The organism is Stutzerimonas tianxiuensis (assembly GCF_053470365.1).
In genome coordinates, this window is record NZ_JBPVWS010000027.1 from 1 (window position 1) to 20,796 (window position 20,796).

The 20,796-nt window shown below is 56.4% G+C and carries 16 protein-coding genes and 4 tRNA genes; all 20 read left to right on the forward strand.

What is annotated here, in order from left to right; all coding sequences use genetic code 11:
• The first annotated feature begins 141 nt into the window (after positions 1-141).
• The 20 genes from birA (at position 142) to tuf (ACSSNI_RS22020) (ending at position 20,683) form a co-directional block, all read left to right on the forward strand.
• Positions 142-1,107 (forward strand): bifunctional biotin--[acetyl-CoA-carboxylase] ligase/biotin operon repressor BirA, encoded by a 966-nt coding sequence (birA, locus tag ACSSNI_RS21925; protein ID WP_200637098.1) that lies wholly within the window; start codon positions 142-144, stop codon positions 1,105-1,107.
• A complete protein-coding gene (locus ACSSNI_RS21930; protein ID WP_200637100.1) occupies positions 1,097-1,837 on the forward strand; it encodes a type III pantothenate kinase in 741 nt (246 codons plus the stop codon). Before birA ends, ACSSNI_RS21930 begins: the two co-directional genes overlap by 11 nt.
• A 10-nt stretch (positions 1,838-1,847) precedes the next feature.
• Positions 1,848-2,510: an SPOR domain-containing protein gene (locus ACSSNI_RS21935; RefSeq protein WP_200637101.1), complete on the forward strand. Its 663-nt coding sequence runs from the start codon at positions 1,848-1,850 to the stop codon at positions 2,508-2,510.
• Between the two features lie 140 nt (positions 2,511-2,650).
• Positions 2,651-2,735: transfer RNA gene (locus ACSSNI_RS21940), tRNA-Tyr, on the forward strand.
• A gap of 25 nt (positions 2,736-2,760) precedes the next feature.
• Positions 2,761-2,834: transfer RNA gene (locus ACSSNI_RS21945), tRNA-Gly, on the forward strand.
• A 24-nt stretch (positions 2,835-2,858) separates the two neighbouring features.
• Positions 2,859-2,934: transfer RNA gene (locus ACSSNI_RS21950), tRNA-Thr, on the forward strand.
• Positions 2,935-3,017: 83 nt separating this feature from the next.
• A complete protein-coding gene (gene tuf / locus ACSSNI_RS21955) occupies positions 3,018-4,211 on the forward strand; it encodes an elongation factor Tu (RefSeq protein WP_025240334.1) in 1,194 nt (397 codons plus the stop codon).
• Between the two features lie 52 nt (positions 4,212-4,263).
• Positions 4,264-4,339: transfer RNA gene (locus ACSSNI_RS21960), tRNA-Trp, on the forward strand.
• Between the two features lie 42 nt (positions 4,340-4,381).
• On the forward strand, positions 4,382-4,750 hold the full coding sequence (secE, locus tag ACSSNI_RS21965) for a preprotein translocase subunit SecE (protein WP_148926961.1): 369 nt from the start codon (positions 4,382-4,384) through the stop codon (positions 4,748-4,750).
• A gap of 9 nt (positions 4,751-4,759) precedes the next feature.
• Positions 4,760-5,293, forward strand: coding sequence for a transcription termination/antitermination protein NusG (gene nusG / locus ACSSNI_RS21970; protein ID WP_019342058.1), 534 nt, complete (start codon positions 4,760-4,762; stop codon positions 5,291-5,293).
• Positions 5,294-5,404: 111 nt separating this feature from the next.
• On the forward strand, positions 5,405-5,836 hold the full coding sequence (gene rplK, locus ACSSNI_RS21975; protein WP_102838134.1) for a 50S ribosomal protein L11: 432 nt from the start codon (positions 5,405-5,407) through the stop codon (positions 5,834-5,836).
• Positions 5,836-6,531, forward strand: coding sequence for a 50S ribosomal protein L1 (gene rplA, locus ACSSNI_RS21980; protein WP_148926960.1), 696 nt, complete (start codon positions 5,836-5,838; stop codon positions 6,529-6,531). Before rplK ends, rplA begins: the two co-directional genes overlap by 1 nt.
• A 210-nt stretch (positions 6,532-6,741) precedes the next feature.
• Positions 6,742-7,242, forward strand: a complete 501-nt coding sequence (rplJ, locus tag ACSSNI_RS21985) for a 50S ribosomal protein L10 (RefSeq protein WP_102838132.1) — start codon at positions 6,742-6,744, stop codon at positions 7,240-7,242.
• A 77-nt stretch (positions 7,243-7,319) separates the two neighbouring features.
• Positions 7,320-7,688, forward strand: coding sequence for a 50S ribosomal protein L7/L12 (gene rplL, locus ACSSNI_RS21990; protein WP_102838131.1), 369 nt, complete (start codon positions 7,320-7,322; stop codon positions 7,686-7,688).
• A gap of 221 nt (positions 7,689-7,909) precedes the next feature.
• The gene (gene rpoB, locus ACSSNI_RS21995; RefSeq protein ID WP_102838130.1) at positions 7,910-11,980 is read left to right on the forward strand and encodes a DNA-directed RNA polymerase subunit beta; all 4,071 of its coding nucleotides are present in this window, start codon (positions 7,910-7,912) and stop codon (positions 11,978-11,980) included.
• A 65-nt stretch (positions 11,981-12,045) separates the two neighbouring features.
• The gene (gene rpoC, locus ACSSNI_RS22000; protein ID WP_102838129.1) at positions 12,046-16,245 is read left to right on the forward strand and encodes a DNA-directed RNA polymerase subunit beta'; all 4,200 of its coding nucleotides are present in this window, start codon (positions 12,046-12,048) and stop codon (positions 16,243-16,245) included.
• 140 nt (positions 16,246-16,385) lie between these two features.
• The gene (gene rpsL, locus ACSSNI_RS22005; RefSeq protein ID WP_025240342.1) at positions 16,386-16,757 is read left to right on the forward strand and encodes a 30S ribosomal protein S12; all 372 of its coding nucleotides are present in this window, start codon (positions 16,386-16,388) and stop codon (positions 16,755-16,757) included.
• 98 nt (positions 16,758-16,855) lie between these two features.
• The gene (rpsG, locus tag ACSSNI_RS22010) at positions 16,856-17,326 is read left to right on the forward strand and encodes a 30S ribosomal protein S7 (protein ID WP_045430600.1); all 471 of its coding nucleotides are present in this window, start codon (positions 16,856-16,858) and stop codon (positions 17,324-17,326) included.
• Positions 17,327-17,356: 30 nt separating this feature from the next.
• Complete coding sequence (fusA, locus tag ACSSNI_RS22015) at positions 17,357-19,459, forward strand: elongation factor G (RefSeq protein ID WP_102838128.1); 2,103 nt, start codon at positions 17,357-17,359, stop codon at positions 19,457-19,459.
• Positions 19,460-19,489: 30 nt separating this feature from the next.
• Complete coding sequence (gene tuf / locus ACSSNI_RS22020; protein WP_025240334.1) at positions 19,490-20,683, forward strand: elongation factor Tu; 1,194 nt, start codon at positions 19,490-19,492, stop codon at positions 20,681-20,683.
• Positions 20,684-20,796 lie beyond the last annotated feature (113 nt).

Genomic DNA, 20,796 nt, shown 5'->3' on the forward strand with positions numbered 1-20,796 from the left:
CCATGTGAGAGTAGGTCATCGTCAAGCTTCTACACCAAACCCCCGATCTTCGTAAGAGGATCGGGGGTTTGTCTTTGAGTGCAAGAAAATCGATGTACCTTGGCGCTGGCGATCTTAATGCTACCGCTTGCAGGAGGGGTTATGAATAACTTGCTACGGTTACTCAGTGACGGTCGCTTCCATTCCGGCGAAGAGCTAGGGCTTGCACTTGGTGTAAGTCGGAGTGCCGTCTGGAAATATCTGCAGCGATTCGAGAGTGACTGCGGCCTTGAGCTATTCAAAGTGCCCGGGAAGGGTTATCGCTTAGTAGAGCCGCTTTCGCTATTAAATTACGAAGACAGTTTCGCTGTAGTGGATCGCCTTGGCTGGCAGCTCTATCTGCTCGAGACTACCGACTCTACTAATGCTGAGGCGTTAAGGTTGCTACAGTCAGGCGTGCCAGCGCCATTTGTGGTAATGGCTGAGGGGCAGACTTCAGGGCGCGGCCGTAGAGGGCGCGAATGGGCGAGTCCTCACGCTCAGAATATTTATTACAGCTTAGCGTTGAAGGTTTCAAACGGTATTCAGGGCCTATCTGGATTGAGCCTGGTCGTTGGTCTGGCTGTACTGCGTGCTCTTCGCCGCTTAGGTGTTGAAGGTGTGGGGTTAAAGTGGCCGAACGATGTATATGCGGACGGTAGGAAGATCGCTGGCATTCTGATTGAGTTAAATGGTGATCCGGCAGACGCATGTCATGTGATTATTGGGATTGGGGTGAATGTAAACATGAGGCCAGGATCCCTGAACATCGGCCAGCCTTGGACGACTGTGCGGGAACAGACGGGGCGCTTGGCAAGTCGCGCTGACCTGTCGCAGTTTCTCAGTGAGTCCATGTATCACTATATAGACAGGCACTCCCGTGAAGGCTTCTCCTCGTTGCGAGAGGAGTGGGAAGCAAACAATATCTGGTACGGTAAGAGCTGTGTCTTAAGTACCGGCGCCCAGCAGGTTAAGGGTGTAATGAATGGTATTGATGAGCAGGGGGCGCTGCGCTTTTGGATCGAAGGGCGCGGAGAGCAGTGCTTTAGTGGTGGGGAATTAAGCTTGAGGCTCGATCATGATTCTTGAACTGGATTGTGGCAACAGCCTCATTAAGTGGCGCGTGATATCGGGTGCAGATGGGTCGTTGCTAGCCTCCAGTGTCACGAGCCAAGCGGCTGACCTGGCGCAGGAGTTGCTGGTCCATGGTGTCGGAAAAATTACTCGCTGCCGCTTGGTCAGTGTCAGGAGCGAAGAGGAAACCTGTGCGCTGGTAGATGTTCTATCTAGTGCATTGGGAGTGGAGGTGTTGAGGGTGTGCCCGGCCAAGGACGTCGCTGGGGTTACAAATGGTTATCGGGACCAGGGCCGCTTGGGGCTGGACCGTTGGTTGGCAATCATCGCTGCGTATGGCATGTGCCAAGGGCCGTGCCTGATCATCGACTTGGGTACTGCCGTCACCGTAGATTTGGTGGCCTGTGGGGGTGTTCACCTTGGTGGTTATATAGCGCCAGGCATCGCGCTTTTACGTGGTCAGCTGGTTGCGCATACACGTCGCATCCAGTACGAGCCTGCTGAGACTTCCGTTGCGTTGGGTGCCATTACACCAGGTAGAAGCACTGCTGAAGGTGTCGAGCGGGGTTGTTTGATCATGTTGCGAAGCTATGTCGCCAGTCAGATTGGCCTAGCTGAAGATCAATTAGGAAAAGACTTCACCATCTATGTTACCGGGGGAGATGCAGCGCTGGTTGCAGACCTTCCCGGGGTGAGATGTGTGCCGGATCTGGTTTTCAGGGGGCTCGCGATAGCGTGCCCCTAAAGAGGTATCCATGCGCTGGCTTTTAATGCTGCTGGTAGTGCTGAATCTCCTGTTTTACCTCTATAACCTTAACCAGCGATCTCCGCTCGTTGAGGGGGAGGTAAAAACGGCTCGTGCTTCTTCTGGGGCGGATCTAAAGCTGCTTAGCGAAACTAAGTCACTAGCGCCCCTTGTGTCTTCAAATGACGAAGACGCTGGCTGTCTATTTCTCGGTGGTTTCGACCAGGAGTCGATGGCGCTGGCCATTGAGCAGCGTTTACTGAGCCGGGACATCGATTCTCGCGTCAAGTCTGTCGATGAGGCTGCGGGCATCGATTACTGGGTATATTTGCCGCCCCTGGTATCCCGGCAGGCATCTCTCCGTCAGTTGAGAGAGCTACAGTCCCGCAATATAGACAGCTATATAATCACGGTAGGCGATCTTTCTAACGGGATTTCCTTGGGGATATTCTCCCGCAAAGACTCGGCTGAAAGCGTTGTAAGCCGTCTTCAGGGGATTGATTATGCTGCGTCGATCCGCGAGCTGCCGAGAACCCATCGCAGCTATTGGGTGCAGGTGGCAGGAGCGCGACAGCATCTTCTTGGCGAGCCGTTGCTTCGCGATCTCATGAGAGATTTTCCTGAACTTGAGCATCAACAAATGCCCTGCTCAAGCATTGCAAACTTAGAATAGTTCTCATAGAATGGCGCCCGCTCCGCAGCTGAGCCTTTATGGCTGGTGGTGGGGCAACTGTAGTACGAGCTAACCTCAGGATTTTATTGAGAAAAAGCTTGACAGTGCAGAAGAGGGCATTGAAAATGCGCCCTCGTTTTGGAGGGGTTCCCGAGCGGCCAAAGGGATCAGACTGTAAATCTGACGTCATCGACTTCGAAGGTTCGAATCCTTCCCCCTCCACCAGTTTTCAGCGTCGGCTCAGGCTAGCGCGGGTATAGTTTAGTGGTAGAACCTCAGCCTTCCAAGCTGATGATGCGGGTTCGATTCCCGCTACCCGCTCCAAGTTTGTATCGCGCAACATGATGCGCTCATGTAGCTCAGCTGGTAGAGCACACCCTTGGTAAGGGTGAGGTCAGCGGTTCAAATCCGCTCATGAGCTCCAATCTCAAAGGCAGATATGTATATATCTGCCTTTGTTTTAATGGTGGCGTGACTAGCTCAATTCAACGATGGGAGACGGTCTCGATGGCTAAAGAAAAATTCGAACGTAACAAACCGCACCTGAACGTCGGTACCATTGGTCACGTCGACCATGGCAAAACCACGCTCACTGCAGCGCTGACCAAGGTCTGTGCTGAAACTTGGGGCGGCTCTGCGCGTGACTTCTCGCAGATCGACAACGCGCCGGAAGAGAAGGCTCGTGGTATCACCATCAACACCTCCCACGTTGAATATGATTCCTCGATCCGTCACTACGCCCACGTTGACTGCCCAGGCCACGCTGACTATGTGAAGAACATGATCACCGGTGCTGCGCAGATGGACGGCGCGATCCTGGTTTGCTCGGCAGCTGACGGCCCCATGCCGCAGACGCGTGAGCACATCCTGCTGTCTCGTCAGGTTGGCGTTCCTTACATCGTTGTCTTCCTGAACAAGGCGGACATGGTGGATGACGCTGAGCTGCTTGAGCTGGTTGAGATGGAAGTGCGTGACCTGCTGTCGACCTACGACTTCCCGGGTGACGACACTCCGATCATTATCGGTTCTGCGCTGATGGCGCTGAATGGTCAGGACGACAACGAAATGGGCGTATCGGCCGTGCGTAAGCTGGTCGAAACTCTGGACAGCTACATCCCAGAGCCTGAGCGTGCCATCGACAAGCCGTTCCTGATGCCAATCGAAGACGTGTTCTCGATCTCCGGTCGCGGTACCGTTGTGACTGGTCGTGTTGAGCGCGGTATCGTCAAGGTTCAGGAAGAAATCGAAATCGTTGGTATCCGTGCCACGACCAAGACTACCTGCACCGGTGTTGAGATGTTCCGTAAGCTGCTCGACGAAGGTCGTGCAGGTGAGAACGTTGGCGTGCTGCTGCGTGGTACCAAGCGTGATGACGTCGAACGTGGTCAGGTTCTGGCCAAGCCGGGCACCATCAAGCCGCACACCAAGTTCGAAGGCGAAGTCTACGTACTGAGCAAGGAAGAAGGCGGCCGTCACACTCCGTTCTTCAAAGGCTACCGTCCGCAGTTCTACTTCCGTACTACTGACGTGACCGGTAACTGCGAACTGCCAGAAGGCGTTGAGATGGTAATGCCGGGCGACAACATCAAGATGGTTGTCACCCTGATCGCTCCGATCGCCATGGAAGATGGTCTGCGCTTCGCGATTCGCGAAGGCGGCCGTACCGTTGGTGCCGGCGTGGTTGCCAAGATCATCGAATAATCGATTGATCTGATCTATTCGGGCCGGCATAATAGTCGGCCTGACTCTTGTTAGGCCAGTAGCTCAATTGGCAGAGCGGCGGTCTCCAAAACCGCAGGTTGGGGGTTCGATTCCCTCCTGGCCTGCCAAATTCAATATCGAGTTTGGCAGTATTTACAGGGTTCTAGCAGATGAATGTCAAAGCAGAAGCCAAAGACTCGCGCTTCGATCTGGTGAAGTGGCTTGTTGTGGCTGCTTTGGTGGTCGTGGCTGTGGTGGGTAATCAGTATTATGCCGCCGAGCCTATTCTGTACAGAGTTCTCGCTCTGCTCGTGTTTGCTGTTGTCGCTGCGTTTGTGGCGCTGCAGACGTCTAAAGGTCGTTCTTTCTTCATTCTTTTGAAAGAAGCGCGAGTCGAGATCCGAAAAGTCGTCTGGCCGACCCGTCAAGAAACCACTCAGACCACACTTATTGTTGTTGCGGTCGTGCTGGTGATGGCGCTGCTGTTGTGGGGGCTCGATTCCCTGCTCGGTTGGCTGGTTTCCATGATTGTAGGTTAAGGGTGTCCCGTGGCTAAGCGTTGGTACGTCGTTCATGCTTACTCGGGTTACGAGAAGCACGTGATGCGCTCGCTGATCGAGCGCATCAAGCTTGCCGGCATGGAGGATCATTTCGGCGAGATTCTAGTTCCCACTGAAGAAGTGGTCGAGATGCGTAACGGTCAGAAGCGCAAGAGTGAGCGCAAGTTCTTTCCGGGTTATGTTCTTGTTCAGATGGATATGGCAGAAGGCGCTTGGCACCTGGTAAAGGATACGCCGAGAGTGATGGGCTTCATCGGTGGTACCGCTGACAAGCCCGCGCCGATCACTGACAAGGAAGCAGAGGCTATCTTGCGTCGCGTTGCGGACGGTAGCGATAAGCCGAAGCCGAAGACGCTGTTTGAGCCCGGCGAGGTTGTGCGTGTTGCCGATGGCCCGTTTGCTGATTTCAATGGTGTTGTCGAAGAAGTCAACTACGAGAAGAGTCGCATCCAGGTTGCGGTGCTCATCTTTGGCCGTTCAACGCCGGTGGAGTTGGAGTTCAGTCAGGTCGAAAAGGTCTAACTGAAATAGAGTCCCGTACCCCGCAGCTGATGGCTGCGGGGTTTTGTTGTCACTGGGATATTCAAGTGAGCAGGGGAGCCGAAAGGCGTTAGCACCCAGAATGGAGTATTTATGGCTAAGAAGATTCAAGCTTATATCAAGCTTCAGGTAAAGGCCGGTCAGGCCAACCCGTCGCCGCCAGTTGGCCCGGCATTGGGTCAGCATGGTGTCAACATCATGGAATTCTGTAAGGCGTTTAACGCCCGTACTCAAGGCCAGGAGCCAGGTCTGCCAACACCGGTAATCATTACCGTATATAGCGACCGCAGCTTCACCTTCGAGACCAAGAGTACGCCAGCTGCAGTTCTGCTGAAGAAGGCTGCTGGCATCAGCAGTGGCTCTGCTCGCCCGAACACTCAGAAAGTCGGCACTGTTACCCGTGCTCAACTTGAAGAAATTGCGAAGACCAAGAATGCCGATTTGACCGCTGCTGATCTGGATGCGGCTGTGCGCACCATTGCCGGCTCTGCCCGCAGCATGGGCCTGAACGTGGAGGGTGTGTAATGGCTAAGCTGACCAAGCGCCAGAAGACTTTTGCTGAAAAAATCGAAGCGGGCAAGCAGTACTCGTTCGAGGATGCCGCCACTTTGTTGGCTCAGCTGTCCGCAGTAAAGTTCACCGAGTCCTTTGATATCGCTATCAATCTCGGTGTTGATCCGCGTAAATCCGACCAGGTTGTGCGCGGTGCTACCGTTCTGCCTAACGGCACCGGCAAGACCGTTCGCGTCGCCGTGTTCACGCAAGGGCCGGCCGCAGAGGCTGCTCTGGCTGCAGGTGCTGATCGCGTTGGTATGGATGAACTGGCTGCCGAAATGAAAGGCGGCGACCTGAGCTATGACGTCGTTATCGCTTCGCCGGATGCCATGCGCGTAGTTGGCCAGCTGGGTCAGATCCTCGGTCCTCGCGGCCTGATGCCAAACCCGAAGGTCGGTACCGTGACGCCAGACGTTGCGACTGCCGTAAAGAATGCGAAGGCCGGTCAGGTGCGCTTCCGTACTGACAAGAACGGTATCATTCATACATCGGTCGGCAAAGTTGGTTTCGAAGCTGGTCAGTTGAAGCAGAACGTCGAAGCGCTGCTCTCGGACCTCAAGCGTCTGAAGCCGTCCACTTCTAAGGGTATCTATGTCAAGCGCGTCACCCTGAGCACCACCATGGGTCCAGGCTTGATCATCGATCAGGCGTCGCTCGAGGCGTAAAGCATATTGCGCCCTGCTTGGCAGGGCGCGACTTATTGGGGTCCCTGCCTGGCGGGGGCTATCCAAGACCGTAGGCGACGGAAGTCTTAAACAGTAGAAGCTCTGCTTTTTCAAGCCTACGCAGAGGTGCTCCCGATTCGTACCGAATCAGACACCAAAACCCGTCCAGTTTCGATTGGGCGAACCGGTAACATCCAGGAGTAAGAACCCGTGGCAATCAAACTCGAAGACAAGAAAGCCATCGTCGCTGAAGTCAACGAGGCTGCCAAAGCTGCCCTGTCCGCTGTCGTGGCCGATGCCCGTGGCGTGACTGTGTCGGCCATGACCGGACTCCGTAAAGAGGCCCGCGAGGCTGGTGTATATGTGCGTGTAGTACGTAATACCCTGCTGCGCCGCGCTGTTGAAGGCACTCAGTACGATGTGCTCAATGACGTGTTCAAAGGCCCGACCCTTATTGCTTTCTCCAATGAACATCCGGGCGCTGCTGCTCGCATCTTCAAGGAGTTTGCCAAGGGTCAGGATAAGTTCGAGATCAAGGCAGCCGCATTTGAAGGTCAGCTCATAGCAGCCAACCAGATCGACGCTTTGGCGACTCTGCCGACCTATGATGAGGCGATTTCCCAGCTGATGAGCGTGATGCAAGGCGCTACCAGCAAGCTGGCTCGTACATTGGCGGCCGTTCGCGACCAGAAAGAAGCAGCCGCGGCCTAACGCGCGCGCAGCATTTTTCGATTTTCTTTTGAATTAGATGGCCGCAGGCCGTCAACCATATACAGGAATTTAGAGTCATGGCTCTGACCAACGAAGACATCATCAACGCCGTTTCTGACATGTCCGTGATGCAGGTTGTTGAACTGATCAAGGCAATGGAAGAGAAGTTCGGTGTTACCGCTGCAGCTGCTACCGTCGCTGCTGCCGGCCCGGCTGCTGCCGCTGCTGAAGAGCAGACTGAATTCAACGTCATGCTGCTGGAAGCTGGCGAAAAGAAAGTAAACGTGATCAAGGCAGTTCGCGAGCTGACCGGTCTGGGCTTGAAAGAAGCCAAGGCAGTCGTTGATGGCGCCCCTGGCGTGGTCAAGGAAGGCGTTTCCAAGGACGAAGCCGAAGCTGCGAAGAAAGCCCTGGAAGAAGCAGGCGCTAAAGTCGAGCTCAAGTAAGCGCGACCTTGCGTCTACAGCCGAAGCAACTCGCGTAAGGCTGATGGCTGGTGGCTTTTGCCACCGGCCTTTTTCCGTTATAGCTGCCTGTTGAGTATTTGGCAGTTTGAACGGAAGACAACCGCTCCGGTGGGCGGTGCGAATCACAGGATTCGCAAGATTTTCTGGCTGCTCCCGTCGGGAGAGGCCAAACAAGCAGGTGACCAAGCTGGGGAACGCTGATGGCTTACTCATACACTGAGAAAAAACGAATCCGCAAGGACTTTAGCAAGTTACCGCACGTGATGGACGTGCCGTATCTTTTGGCCATCCAGCTGGATTCGTACCGCGAATTCCTGCAGGCGGGAGCGACCAAGGATCAATTCCGCGATATTGGCTTGCATGCAGCCTTCAAATCCGTTTTTCCGATAATCAGCTATTCCGGCAATGCGGCGCTGGAGTATGTCGGCTATCGCCTGGGCGACCCGGCCTTTGACGTAAAGGAATGCGTGTTGCGCGGCGTGACTTTTGCCGTACCGCTGCGGGTAAAGGTTCGCCTGATCATCTTTGATAAAGAATCGTCCAGCAAGGCGATCAAGGACATCAAGGAGCAAGAAGTCTACATGGGGGAAATCCCCCTGATGACCGAGAACGGTACCTTCATCATCAACGGTACCGAGCGCGTTATCGTGTCCCAGTTGCACCGTTCTCCAGGTGTCTTCTTCGATCACGATCGTGGCAAGACCCACAGCTCGGGCAAGTTGCTGTATTCCGCGCGTATCATTCCGTATCGTGGCTCGTGGCTGGACTTCGAGTTCGATCCGAAGGACGCGGTTTTCGTGCGTATCGACCGTCGCCGCAAGCTGCCTGCCTCGGTGCTTCTGCGAGCGTTGAATTACGGCACCGAAGAAATCCTCGATGCGTTCTACGACACCAACGTGTTCCACGTTAAGGGCGAAACGCTAAGCCTTGAGCTGGTTCCGCAGCGTCTGCGCGGCGAAATCGCCTCGTTCGATATCACCGACGAGAACGGCAAAGTGATCGTTGAGCAGGGTCGCCGCATTACCGCGCGCCATATCAATCAGCTCGACAAGTCCGGTATCAAAGCACTCGACATGCCTATGGACTACGTCCTGGGGCGCACCACGGCGAAGGCTATCGTGCATCCGGCGACTGGAGAAATCATTGCCGAATGCAACACCGAGCTGACCGTAGAAGTGTTGGCCAAACTGGTCAAGGCACAGGTTGTTCGGTTCGAGACCTTGTATACCAACGATATCGATTGTGGTCCGTTCATTTCCGACACGCTGAAAATCGATTCGACAACCAACCAGCTCGAAGCGCTGGTCGAGATCTATCGCATGATGCGTCCTGGCGAGCCGCCAACCAAGGACGCTGCCGAGACGCTGTTCAACAATCTGTTCTTCGCATCAGAACGCTACGATCTGTCGGCCGTTGGCCGGATGAAGTTCAACCGTCGTATCGGTCGTACCGAGATCGAAGGTTCGGGCGTTCTCAGTCGCGAAGACATCGTTGCAGTATTGAAGACGCTGGTCGACATTCGTAACGGCAAAGGTGTAGTCGACGATATCGACCACCTGGGTAACCGTCGCGTCCGCTGTGTTGGCGAGATGGCTGAGAATCAGTTCCGTGTCGGCTTGGTGCGCGTAGAGCGTGCGGTCAAGGAACGTCTGTCGATGGCCGAAAGCGAAGGCTTGATGCCGCAGGATCTGATCAACGCGAAGCCGGTTGCGGCGGCGGTGAAGGAATTCTTCGGCTCCAGCCAGCTGTCACAGTTCATGGACCAGAACAACCCGCTGTCGGAGATCACGCACAAGCGTCGTGTCTCCGCGCTCGGCCCGGGCGGTCTGACCCGTGAGCGCGCAGGCTTTGAAGTGCGCGACGTACACCCGACCCATTACGGCCGTGTGTGCCCGATCGAGACCCCGGAAGGTCCGAACATCGGCTTGATCAACTCGTTGGCTGCGTATGCCCGTACCAATCAGTACGGCTTCCTGGAAAGTCCGTACCGCGTTGTTAAGGAAGGCGAAGTCACCGACGAGATCGTGTTCCTGTCGGCGATCGAAGAAGCGGACCATGTGATCGCGCAGGCCAGCGCCAAGCTGGACGGCCGCAAGTTGGTCGACGAGCTGGTTGCTGTTCGTCATCAGAACGAATTCACGGTCAAGGCGCCGGAAGACGTGACCCTGATGGACGTATCGCCAAAGCAGGTCGTATCCGTTGCTGCTTCGTTGATTCCATTTCTCGAGCACGACGACGCCAACCGCGCGTTGATGGGCTCGAACATGCAGCGTCAGGCCGTACCGACGCTGCGTTCGGATAAGCCGCTGGTCGGCACCGGGATGGAGCGCAACGTAGCTCGTGACTCCGGCGTTTGTGTTGTTGCTCGTCGTGGCGGCGTGATCGATTCGGTCGACGCAAGCCGTGTGGTCGTGCGTGTGCATGATGCGGAAGTTGAAACCGGTGAAGCCGGTGTCGACATCTACAACCTGACCAAGTACACCCGCTCCAACCAGAACACCTGCATTAATCAGCGTCCGCTCGTGAGCAAGGGTGATGTGGTCGAACGCGGCGACATCATGGCAGACGGTCCGTCCACTGACATGGGCGAGTTGGCGCTCGGGCAGAACATGCGCGTCGCGTTCATGCCCTGGAACGGCTACAACTTCGAAGACTCCATCCTTCTGTCGGAGCGTGTGGTTCAAGAAGACCGTTTCACCACCATCCACATTCAGGAACTGACTTGCGTTTCTCGTGACACCAAGCTCGGCCCAGAAGAGATCACGGCGGACATTCCGAACGTGGGCGAAGCTGCGCTGAACAAGCTGGACGAGGCTGGCATCGTTTACGTTGGTGCTGAAGTTGGTGCGGGCGACATTCTGGTAGGCAAAGTCACGCCGAAAGGCGAAACCCAGCTGACGCCAGAAGAAAAGCTGCTACGTGCCATCTTCGGTGAGAAGGCTTCTGACGTTAAGGACACCTCCCTACGCGTGCCGACCGGCACCAAGGGTACTGTCATCGACGTCCAGGTGTTCATTCGTGACGGTGTTGAGCGTGACTCCCGTGCGTTGGCTATCGAAAAGATGCAGCTAGACGAGATCCGCAAGGACCTCAACGAAGAGTTCCGTATTGTCGAAGGTGCGACATTTGAACGCCTGCGCTCCGCTCTTGTTGGCGCGACTGTCGAGGGTGGTGCCGGTCTCAAGAAGGGCGCCGTCATCACTGACGAGATGCTCGACGGTCTTGAGCATGGGCAGTGGTTCAAGCTGCGCATGGCCGAAGACGCACTGAACGAGCAGCTGGAAAAGGCGCAGGCCTATATTTCCGACCGCCGTCAGCTGCTTGACGATAAGTTCGAAGACAAGAAGCGCAAACTGCAGCAGGGCGATGACCTGGCGCCAGGCGTACTGAAGATCGTCAAGGTTTACCTGGCGATCAAGCGTCGCATCCAGCCGGGCGACAAGATGGCGGGTCGTCACGGTAACAAAGGTGTCGTCTCGGTCATCATGCCGGTTGAAGACATGCCTCACGATGCCAACGGCACGCCTGTAGACATCGTGTTGAACCCGCTGGGCGTACCTTCGCGTATGAACGTCGGTCAGATTCTCGAAACGCACCTGGGCCTTGCCGCCAAGGGTCTGGGCGAGAAGATCAACCGTATGCTGGAAGAGCAGCGCAAGGTCGCGGAGCTGCGCAAGTTCCTGACTGAGATCTACAACGAGATCGGTGGCCGTCAGGAAAACCTGGATGAGTTCAGTGACCAGGAAGTGCTGGATCTGGCCAAGAACCTGCGCGGGGGCGTGCCCATGGCAACCCCGGTATTCGATGGTGCCAAGGAGCGCGAGATCAAGGCCATGCTGAAGCTGGCGGATCTACCGGAAAGTGGCCAGATGCAGCTGTTCGATGGTCGGACGGGGAACAAGTTCGAGCGTACGACCACCGTCGGTTACATGTACATGCTCAAGCTGAACCACCTGGTCGACGACAAGATGCACGCGCGCTCCACCGGTTCCTATAGTCTGGTCACCCAGCAGCCGCTGGGTGGTAAAGCGCAGTTCGGTGGTCAGCGTTTCGGGGAGATGGAGGTCTGGGCCCTGGAGGCGTACGGTGCCGCCTACACCCTGCAGGAAATGCTCACGGTCAAGTCGGACGACGTGAACGGGCGGACCAAGATGTACAAGAACATCGTGGACGGCGATCACCGTATGGAGCCCGGCATGCCGGAATCCTTCAACGTGTTGATCAAAGAGATCCGCTCGCTCGGTATCGACATCGATCTGGAAACCGAATAACCACGCACCGCCTAAGCGGCGCCCGGCATCAGCCGGGTGCCGCCGGTCCGTGAGGAGGAAAGGCCTTGAAAGACTTGCTGAATCTGTTGAAAAACCAGGGTCAAATCGAAGAATTCGATGCCATCAAGATTGCATTGGCTTCGCCCGAGATGATCCGTTCCTGGTCCTTTGGTGAGGTCAAGAAGCCAGAGACCATCAACTACCGTACGTTCAAGCCCGAGCGTGATGGCCTGTTCTGCGCCAAGATCTTTGGCCCGGTCAAAGATTACGAGTGCCTGTGCGGAAAGTACAAGCGCCTCAAGCATCGTGGCGTGATCTGCGAGAAGTGCGGTGTGGAAGTCGCTTTGGCGAAGGTTCGTCGTGAGCGCATGGCGCACATCGAACTGGCTTCCCCAGTTGCTCATATCTGGTTCCTGAAATCGCTGCCGAGCCGTATCGGCCTGCTGCTGGACATGACCCTGCGTGACATCGAGCGAGTGCTCTATTTTGAGAGCTACGTGGTGATTGATCCGGGCATGACCACGCTTGAGAAGGGCCAGCTGCTCAATGACGAGCAGTACTTTGAAGCGCTCGAAGAATTCGGTGACGATTTTGACGCCCGTATGGGTGCCGAGGCTGTGCGCGAGCTGCTGCACGAAATCGACCTGGAACACGAGATCGGTCGCCTGCGCGAAGAGATTCCGCAGACCAACTCGGAAACCAAGATCAAAAAGCTGTCCAAGCGTCTGAAGCTGATGGAAGCCTTCCATGGATCGGGCAACCTGCCGGAGTGGATGGTGCTTACCGTTCTGCCGGTATTGCCGCCGGATCTGCGCCCGCTGGTTCCGCTGGATGGTGGCCGCTTCGCGACTTCGGATCTAAACGATCTGTATCGCCGGGTGATCAACCGTAACAACCGTCTCAAGCGCCTGCTCGATCTGTCGGCGCCCGACATCATCGTGCGCAACGAAAAGCGCATGCTGCAGGAAGCCGTTGACGCGCTGCTGGACAATGGTCGTCGTGGTCGCGCCATCACTGGCTCGAACAAGCGTCCGCTGAAGTCCTTGGCCGATATGATCAAGGGCAAGCAGGGTCGTTTCCGTCAGAACCTGCTCGGCAAGCGTGTGGACTACTCCGGTCGTTCGGTTATTACCGTTGGCCCGACCCTGCGCCTGCATCAGTGCGGTCTGCCGAAGAAGATGGCCCTCGAGCTGTTCAAGCCGTTCATTTTCGGCAAGCTGGAAATGCGTGGCATGGCGACCACCATCAAGGCTGCCAAGAAGATGGTCGAGCGCGAACTGCCTGAAGTATGGGACGTTCTGGCCGAAGTTATCCGTGAACATCCCGTGTTGCTCAACCGTGCACCGACGCTGCACCGCTTGGGTATCCAGGCGTTCGAGCCGGTCCTGATCGAAGGTAAAGCCATCCAGCTGCACCCGTTGGTCTGCGCCGCTTACAACGCCGACTTCGACGGTGACCAGATGGCCGTTCACGTGCCGCTGACGCTGGAAGCCCAGCTCGAAGCGCGCGCGCTGATGATGTCGACCAATAACATCCTGTCGCCGGCAAACGGTGAGCCGATCATCGTGCCGTCGCAGGACGTGGTTCTGGGTCTGTACTACATGACCCGTGAAGCCATCAATGCCAAGGGCGAAGGGCGGGTATTCGCTGACCTGCAGGAAGTCGACCGCGTGTTCCGCGCTGGCGAGGCGTCGCTGCATGCCCGCGTCAAGGTGCGCATCAACGAGACCATCAAGGATCGCGACGGCTCGATCACCAAGAACACTCGCATCGTCGACACCACTGTCGGCCGCGCGTTGCTGTTCCAGGTGGTTCCGGCCGGCCTGGCATTCGACGTGGTCAACCAGCCGATGAAGAAGAAGGCGATCTCCAAGCTGATCAACCTGTGCTACCGCACGGTCGGCCTGAAGGACACAGTCATCTTTGCCGACCAACTGATGTATACCGGCTTCGCCTACTCGACCATTTCCGGTGTTTCCATCGGTGTGAACGATTTCGTAATCCCTGACGAGAAGGCACGCATCATCGATGCCGCCACCGAGGAAGTGAAAGAAATCGAGTCGCAGTACGCCTCCGGCCTGGTAACCCAGGGCGAGAAGTACAACAAGGTTATCGACCTCTGGTCGAAAGCCAACGATGAAGTCTCCAAGGCGATGATGGCCAACCTCTCGAAAGAGAAGGTCATCGATCGTGACGGTAACGAGGCCGAGCAGGACTCATTCAACTCGATGTACATGATGGCCGACTCTGGAGCGCGGGGTTCTGCTGCCCAGATCCGCCAGCTGGCCGGTATGCGTGGTCTGATGGCCAAGCCGGACGGCTCTATCATCGAGACGCCGATCACCGCGAACTTCCGTGAAGGTCTGAACGTACTCCAGTACTTCATCTCCACTCACGGAGCTCGTAAAGGTCTGGCGGATACCGCTCTGAAGACCGCTAACTCCGGTTACCTGACCCGTCGTCTGGTTGACGTGGCGCAGGATCTGGTGGTTACCGAGGTCGACTGCGGTACCGAGCAGGGCCTGTTCATGACGCCGCACATCGAGGGCGGCGACGTGGTCGAGCCGCTGGGCGAGCGCGTGCTGGGTCGTGTCATTGCGCGTGATGTACTCAAGCCGGGCAGCGAAGAAGTACTGGTTCCAGCTGGAACATTGGTTGACGAGCAGTGGGTTGACTTCATTGAGCTCAACAGCATTGACGAAGTTGTGGTTCGCTCGCCGATCAGCTGTGAAACCCGCTATGGCATTTGCGCCAAGTGCTACGGCCGCGATCTTGCTCGCGGGCATCAGGTGAACATCGGTGAGGCAGTGGGCGTTATCGCTGCGCAGTCGATTGGTGAGCCGGGTACTCAGCTGACGATGCGTACTTTCCACATCGGTGGTGCGGCCAGCCGGACCTCCGCGGTCGACAACGTCATGGTCAAGAATGGCGGCACCATCCGCCTGCATAACCTGAAGCACGTCGAGCGTGCTGACGGCGCGCTGATTGCGGTGTCCCGTTCCGGTGAGCTGGCGGTTGCCGACGACTTCGGTCGTGAGCGCGAGCGTTACAAGCTGCCTTACGGCGCCGTTATCTCCATCAAGGAAGGCGACAAGGTTGACGCGGGCGCGGTCGTTGCCAAGTGGGATCCGCACACTCACCCAATCGTCACCGAGATGAAGGGTGTCGTGACCTTCGTTGGCATGGAGGAAAACATCACCATCAAGCGTCAGACCGATGAGCTCACCGGCCTGACCAACATTGAAGTGATGGATCCGAAGGATCGCCCAGCCTCGGGCAAGGACATTCGTCCTGCGATCAAGATGGTGGATGCGAATGGCAAGGAACTGTTGCTGCCAGGAACAGATGTTCCGGCTCAGTACTTCCTGCCAGCCAACGCTTTGGTCGGTGTGGCGGACGGTGCCGAGATCAATGTGGGTGACGTTATTGCACGTATCCCGCAGGAAACCTCGAAGACCCGTGACATCACCGGTGGTCTGCCGCGCGTCGCCGACCTCTTCGAGGCGCGTCGTCCGAAAGAGCCGTCGATCCTGGCTGAAATCAGCGGCACCATCTCCTTCGGTAAGGAAACCAAGGGCAAGCGTCGCCTGGTTATCACGCCGACCGATGGTACCGATCCGTACGAAGAGCTGATTCCGAAATGGCGTCACCTCAACGTGTTCGAAGGTGAGCAGGTGAACAAGGGTGAGGTTATCTCGGACGGCCCGAGCAACCCGCACGATATTCTTCGTCTACTGGGCGTAAGTGCGCTAGCCAAGTACATCGTCAACGAGATTCAGGACGTGTACCGTCTGCAGGGCGTTAAAATCAACGACAAGCACATCGAGACCATCCTGCGTCAGATGCTGCGCAAGGTCGAAGTGGCGGAGTCCGGTGATTCGAGCTTCATCAAGGGTGACCAGATGGAACTCACCCAAGTGCTGGAGGAGAACGAGCGTCTCTCTGCGGATGACAAGTTCGGCTCGAAGTACATCCGTGTACTCCTTGGCATCACCAAGGCCTCGCTGTCTACCGAGTCGTTCATTTCGGCGGCGTCCTTCCAGGAAACCACCCGCGTCCTCACCGAGGCTGCGGTGACTGGCAAGCGCGATTATCTGCGCGGGCTGAAAGAGAACGTGGTCGTGGGTCGCCTGATCCCGGCCGGTACCGGTCTTCAGTATCACAGCGAGCGCAAGCGCAAGCGTGATGCTGAAAAACCGGTTCGCGTGAGTGCCGATGAAGTAGAAGCGGCGCTGACCGAGGCGCTCAATTCGAGCGGTAGCTGATTGGCGGTCTGCCCCGGCGTAAGTCGGGGCGCGCCTTGACGGTGGACAGGAAGCTCTTTAGACTCTTGTACCCCTAATTTGGCGGGGCCTTGCGCTCTGCCATTTTCGTTTGTGTCGAAAGACAACAGTGGAGCTAGTAGATGGCAACGATCAACCAGCTGGTACGCCAGCCGCGCAAGCGCGTCGTCGAGAAAAGCGACGTCCCTGCGCTGCAGAACTGCCCGCAACGCCGTGGCGTGTGCACTCGTGTGTACACCACCACGCCAAAGAAACCGAACTCTGCACTGCGTAAAGTATGCCGTGTTCGTCTGACCAACGGTTTTGAAGTCGCCTCCTACATCGGTGGTGAAGGTCACAACCTGCAAGAGCACAGCGTCGTGCTGATCCGTGGCGGTCGTGTAAAAGACCTTCCCGGTGTTCGCTACCACACCGTGCGCGGTTCGCTGGATACCTCCGGTGTCAAGGATCGTAAGCAGGGCCGTTCCAAGTACGGCACCAAGCGTCCGAAGTAATCAGTATTTTTATTTATTTGAGTCGATAAGAGTAAGGTCGGGCGTAACCTCGTCGTTATCGTCCCGGGCTAACCTGAAGACCGTTTGAGGGCTTATCAATGCCAAGACGTCGTGTAGCAGCCAAGCGCGAGATCCTTGACGATCCGAAGTACGGAAGTCTGATCCTCGCCAAGTTCATGAACCACGTGATGGAAAGCGGCAAGAAGGCCGTAGCTGAGCGTATCGTTTATGGGGCCTTGGAAAAGGTCAAGGAACGCAAGAACAGCGATCCCCTGGAAATCTTCGAAAAAGCACTCGACGCCATCGCTCCGCTGGTCGAAGTGAAGTCCCGCCGCGTAGGTGGTGCGACTTACCAGGTTCCGGTCGAAGTTCGTCCGTCCCGTCGTAACGCGCTGGCCATGCGCTGGCTGGTAGATGCTGCGCGTAAGCGTGGTGAGAAATCCATGGCCCTGCGCTTGGCGGGTGAGCTGTCGGATGCATTTGAAGGTAAAGGCGCTGCTGTGAAGAAGCGTGAAGACGTGCACCGTATGGCTGAAGCCAACAAGGCCTTCTCGCACTACCGCTTCTAATTTTCAGCGTCATCAACTTGCGAGGGCTTTATGGCTCGTACTACCCCGATTAACCGCTACCGTAACATTGGTATCGTCGCTCACGTGGATGCTGGTAAAACCACCACCACTGAGCGCGTCCTTTTTTACACCGGCGTAAACCATAAAATGGGCGAGGTGCATGACGGCGCCGCGACCATGGATTGGATGGTGCAGGAGCAGGAGCGTGGTATCACCATCACCTCTGCTGCCACTACCGCTTTCTGGGCTGGTTCCGAGAAGCAGTTCGACAAGCATCGTTTCAATATCATCGACACTCCCGGTCACGTTGACTTCACCATCGAAGTTGAGCGCTCGCTGCGCGTACTCGATGGTGCGGTCGTTGTGTTCTGTGGTACTTCGGGTGTTGAGCCGCAGTCGGAAACCGTTTGGCGTCAGGCTAATAAGTACGGTGTTCCGCGCTTGGTCTATGTCAACAAGATGGACCGTGCAGGCGCCAATTTCCTGCGTGTGGTTGCGCAGATAAAGCAGCGTCTGGGCCATACCCCCGTTCCGATTCAGCTCGCCATTGGTGCAGAAGATAACTTCCAGGGCCAGATTGATTTGGTCAAGATGAAAGCTATCTACTGGAACGATGACGACAAGGGCATGACCTTCCGTGAGGAGGAGATCCCTGCCGAGCTTCAAGATCTGGCTGATGAGTGGCGCAGCAACATGGTCGAGGCTGCTGCCGAAGCGACCGAGGAGCTGATGAACAAATACCTCGAAGGTGAAGAGCTCACCACCGAGGAAATCAAGTCTGCTCTGCGTCAGCGCACAATCGCTGGTGAAATCGTTCTCGCTGTCTGTGGTTCGTCGTTCAAGAACAAGGGTGTTCCTTTGGTTCTCGATGCGGTTATCGATTATCTCCCTGCGCCAGCTGACATTCCGGCGATCAAGGGTACCGATATCGATGACGAAACCATCGAGATGGAGCGTCACGCGGATGACGCTGAGCCGTTCTCGGCGCTGGCGTTCAAGATCGCGACCGACCCATTTGTTGGTACGCTGACCTTCGCTCGCGTTTATTCGGGTGTCCTGAACTCCGGTGACGGTGTTCTGAACTCGGTGAAAGGCAAGAAAGAGCGTGTCGGTCGTATGGTGCAGATGCATGCGAACAGCCGCGAAGAGATCAAGGAAGTTCGCGCCGGTGACATCGCTGCCCTGATCGGCATGAAGGATGTCACTACTGGTGACACACTCTGCGCCTTGGATAAGCCGATCATTCTGGTGCGTATGGACTTCCCTGAGCCGGTTATTTCGGTGGCGGTTGAGCCGAAGACCAAGGATGACCAGGAGAAGATGGGTATCGCGCTGGGCAAGCTTGCCCAGGAAGATCCCTCGTTCCGCGTCAAGACTGATGAAGAGACCGGTCAGACCATCATCTCGGGTATGGGTGAGTTGCACCTCGATATTCTCGTCGACCGTATGCGTCGTGAGTTCAACGTCGAAGCCAACATCGGTAAGCCGCAGGTCTCTTATCGTGAGAAGATCACGAAGTCCTGTGAGATCGAAGGCAAGTTCGTTCGCCAGTCTGGCGGTCGCGGTCAGTTCGGTCACTGCTGGGTGCGCTTTGCGCCAGCAGATGAGGGTCAAGAAGGCCTGCAGTTCGTCAATGAGGTAGTTGGTGGTGTTATTCCGAAGGAATACATCCCTGCTATTCAAAAGGGCATCGAAGAGCAGATGAAGAACGGCGTCGTCGCCGGCTATCCGCTGATCGGCCTGAAGGCGACTGTGTTCGATGGCTCCTACCATGACGTCGACTCCAACGAGATGGCGTTCAAGGTTGCGGCTTCCATGGCGACCAAGCAGCTGTCCCAAAAGGGCGGCGCCGTAGTGCTTGAGCCGATCATGAAGGTCGAGGTGGTAACGCCTGAGGACTACATGGGTGACGTGATGGGCGACCTTAACCGTCGTCGCGGTCTGATCCAGGGTATGGAAGATACGGTCTCCGGCAAGGTCATTCGTGCCGAGGTTCCGCTGGGTGAGATGTTCGGTTATGCAACCGACGTCCGCTCCATGTCTCAGGGTCGCGCCAGCTACTCCATGGAATTCTCGAAATACTCCGAGGCTCCGTCGAACATCGTCGAAGCTATCGTTAAAAAACAAGGTTGATTCAGCCCTTTAAGTAAGAGGTTTACTGTCGTGGCTAAAGAAAAATTCGAACGTAACAAACCGCATCTGAACGTCGGTACCATTGGTCACGTCGACCATGGCAAAACCACGCTCACCGCAGCGCTGACCAAGGTCTGTGCTGAAACTTGGGGCGGCTCTGCGCGTGACTTCTCGCAGATCGACAACGCGCCGGAAGAGAAGGCTCGTGGTATCACCATCAACACCTCCCACGTTGAATATGATTCCTCGATCCGTCACTACGCCCACGTTGACTGCCCAGGCCACGCTGACTATGTGAAGAACATGATCACCGGTGCTGCGCAGATGGACGGCGCGATCCTGGTTTGCTCGGCAGCTGACGGCCCCATGCCGCAGACGCGTGAGCACATCCTGCTGTCTCGTCAGGTTGGCGTTCCTTACATCGTTGTCTTCCTGAACAAGGCGGACATGGTGGATGACGCTGAGCTGCTTGAGCTGGTTGAGATGGAAGTGCGTGACCTGCTGTCGACCTACGACTTCCCGGGTGACGACACTCCGATCATTATCGGTTCTGCGCTGATGGCGCTGAATGGTCAGGACGACAACGAAATGGGCGTATCGGCCGTGCGTAAGCTGGTCGAAACTCTGGACAGCTACATCCCAGAGCCTGAGCGTGCCATCGACAAGCCGTTCCTGATGCCAATCGAAGACGTGTTCTCGATCTCCGGTCGCGGTACCGTTGTGACTGGTCGTGTTGAGCGCGGTATCGTCAAGGTTCAGGAAGAAATCGAAATCGTTGGTATCCGTGCCACGACCAAGACTACCTGCACCGGTGTTGAGATGTTCCGTAAGCTGCTCGACGAAGGTCGTGCAGGTGAGAACGTTGGCGTGCTGCTGCGTGGTACCAAGCGTGATGACGTCGAACGTGGTCAGGTTCTGGCCAAGCCGGGCACCATCAAGCCGCACACCAAGTTCGAAGGCGAAGTCTACGTACTGAGCAAGGAAGAAGGCGGCCGTCACACTCCGTTCTTCAAAGGCTACCGTCCGCAGTTCTACTTCCGTACTACTGACGTGACCGGTAACTGCGAACTGCCAGAAGGCGTTGAGATGGTAATGCCGGGCGACAACATCAAGATGGTTGTCACCCTGATCGCTCCGATCGCCATGGAAGATGGTCTGCGCTTCGCGATTCGCGAAGGCGGCCGTACCGTTGGTGCCGGCGTGGTTGCCAAGATCATCGAGTAACCGCTCGGTGTCGAAAAGGGCCCTTCGGGGCCCTTTTTTCTATTGCTGATCATTTATTGACACCCCCTGGACGCATCCGTACAATTGCGCCTCCTTTTACCGGGCGTATTGCG

Excerpts from the sequence above, each read along its gene's own strand:
- birA (WP_200637098.1), top strand. The coding sequence starts at position 142 with ATGAATAACTTGCTACGGTTACTCAGTGACGGTCGCTTCCATTCCGGC.
- ACSSNI_RS21930 (WP_200637100.1), top strand. The coding sequence starts at position 1,097 with ATGATTCTTGAACTGGATTGTGGCAACAGCCTCATTAAGTGGCGCGTG.
- ACSSNI_RS21935 (WP_200637101.1), top strand. The coding sequence starts at position 1,848 with ATGCGCTGGCTTTTAATGCTGCTGGTAGTGCTGAATCTCCTGTTTTAC.
- tuf (WP_025240334.1), top strand. The coding sequence starts at position 3,018 with ATGGCTAAAGAAAAATTCGAACGTAACAAACCGCACCTGAACGTCGGT.
- secE (WP_148926961.1), top strand. The coding sequence starts at position 4,382 with ATGAATGTCAAAGCAGAAGCCAAAGACTCGCGCTTCGATCTGGTGAAG.
- rplK (WP_102838134.1), top strand. The coding sequence starts at position 5,405 with ATGGCTAAGAAGATTCAAGCTTATATCAAGCTTCAGGTAAAGGCCGGT.
- rplA (WP_148926960.1), top strand. The coding sequence starts at position 5,836 with ATGGCTAAGCTGACCAAGCGCCAGAAGACTTTTGCTGAAAAAATCGAA.
- rplL (WP_102838131.1), top strand. The coding sequence starts at position 7,320 with ATGGCTCTGACCAACGAAGACATCATCAACGCCGTTTCTGACATGTCC.
- rpoB (WP_102838130.1), top strand. The coding sequence starts at position 7,910 with ATGGCTTACTCATACACTGAGAAAAAACGAATCCGCAAGGACTTTAGC.
- rpsL (WP_025240342.1), top strand. The coding sequence starts at position 16,386 with ATGGCAACGATCAACCAGCTGGTACGCCAGCCGCGCAAGCGCGTCGTC.
- rpsG (WP_045430600.1), top strand. The coding sequence starts at position 16,856 with ATGCCAAGACGTCGTGTAGCAGCCAAGCGCGAGATCCTTGACGATCCG.
- fusA (WP_102838128.1), top strand. The coding sequence starts at position 17,357 with ATGGCTCGTACTACCCCGATTAACCGCTACCGTAACATTGGTATCGTC.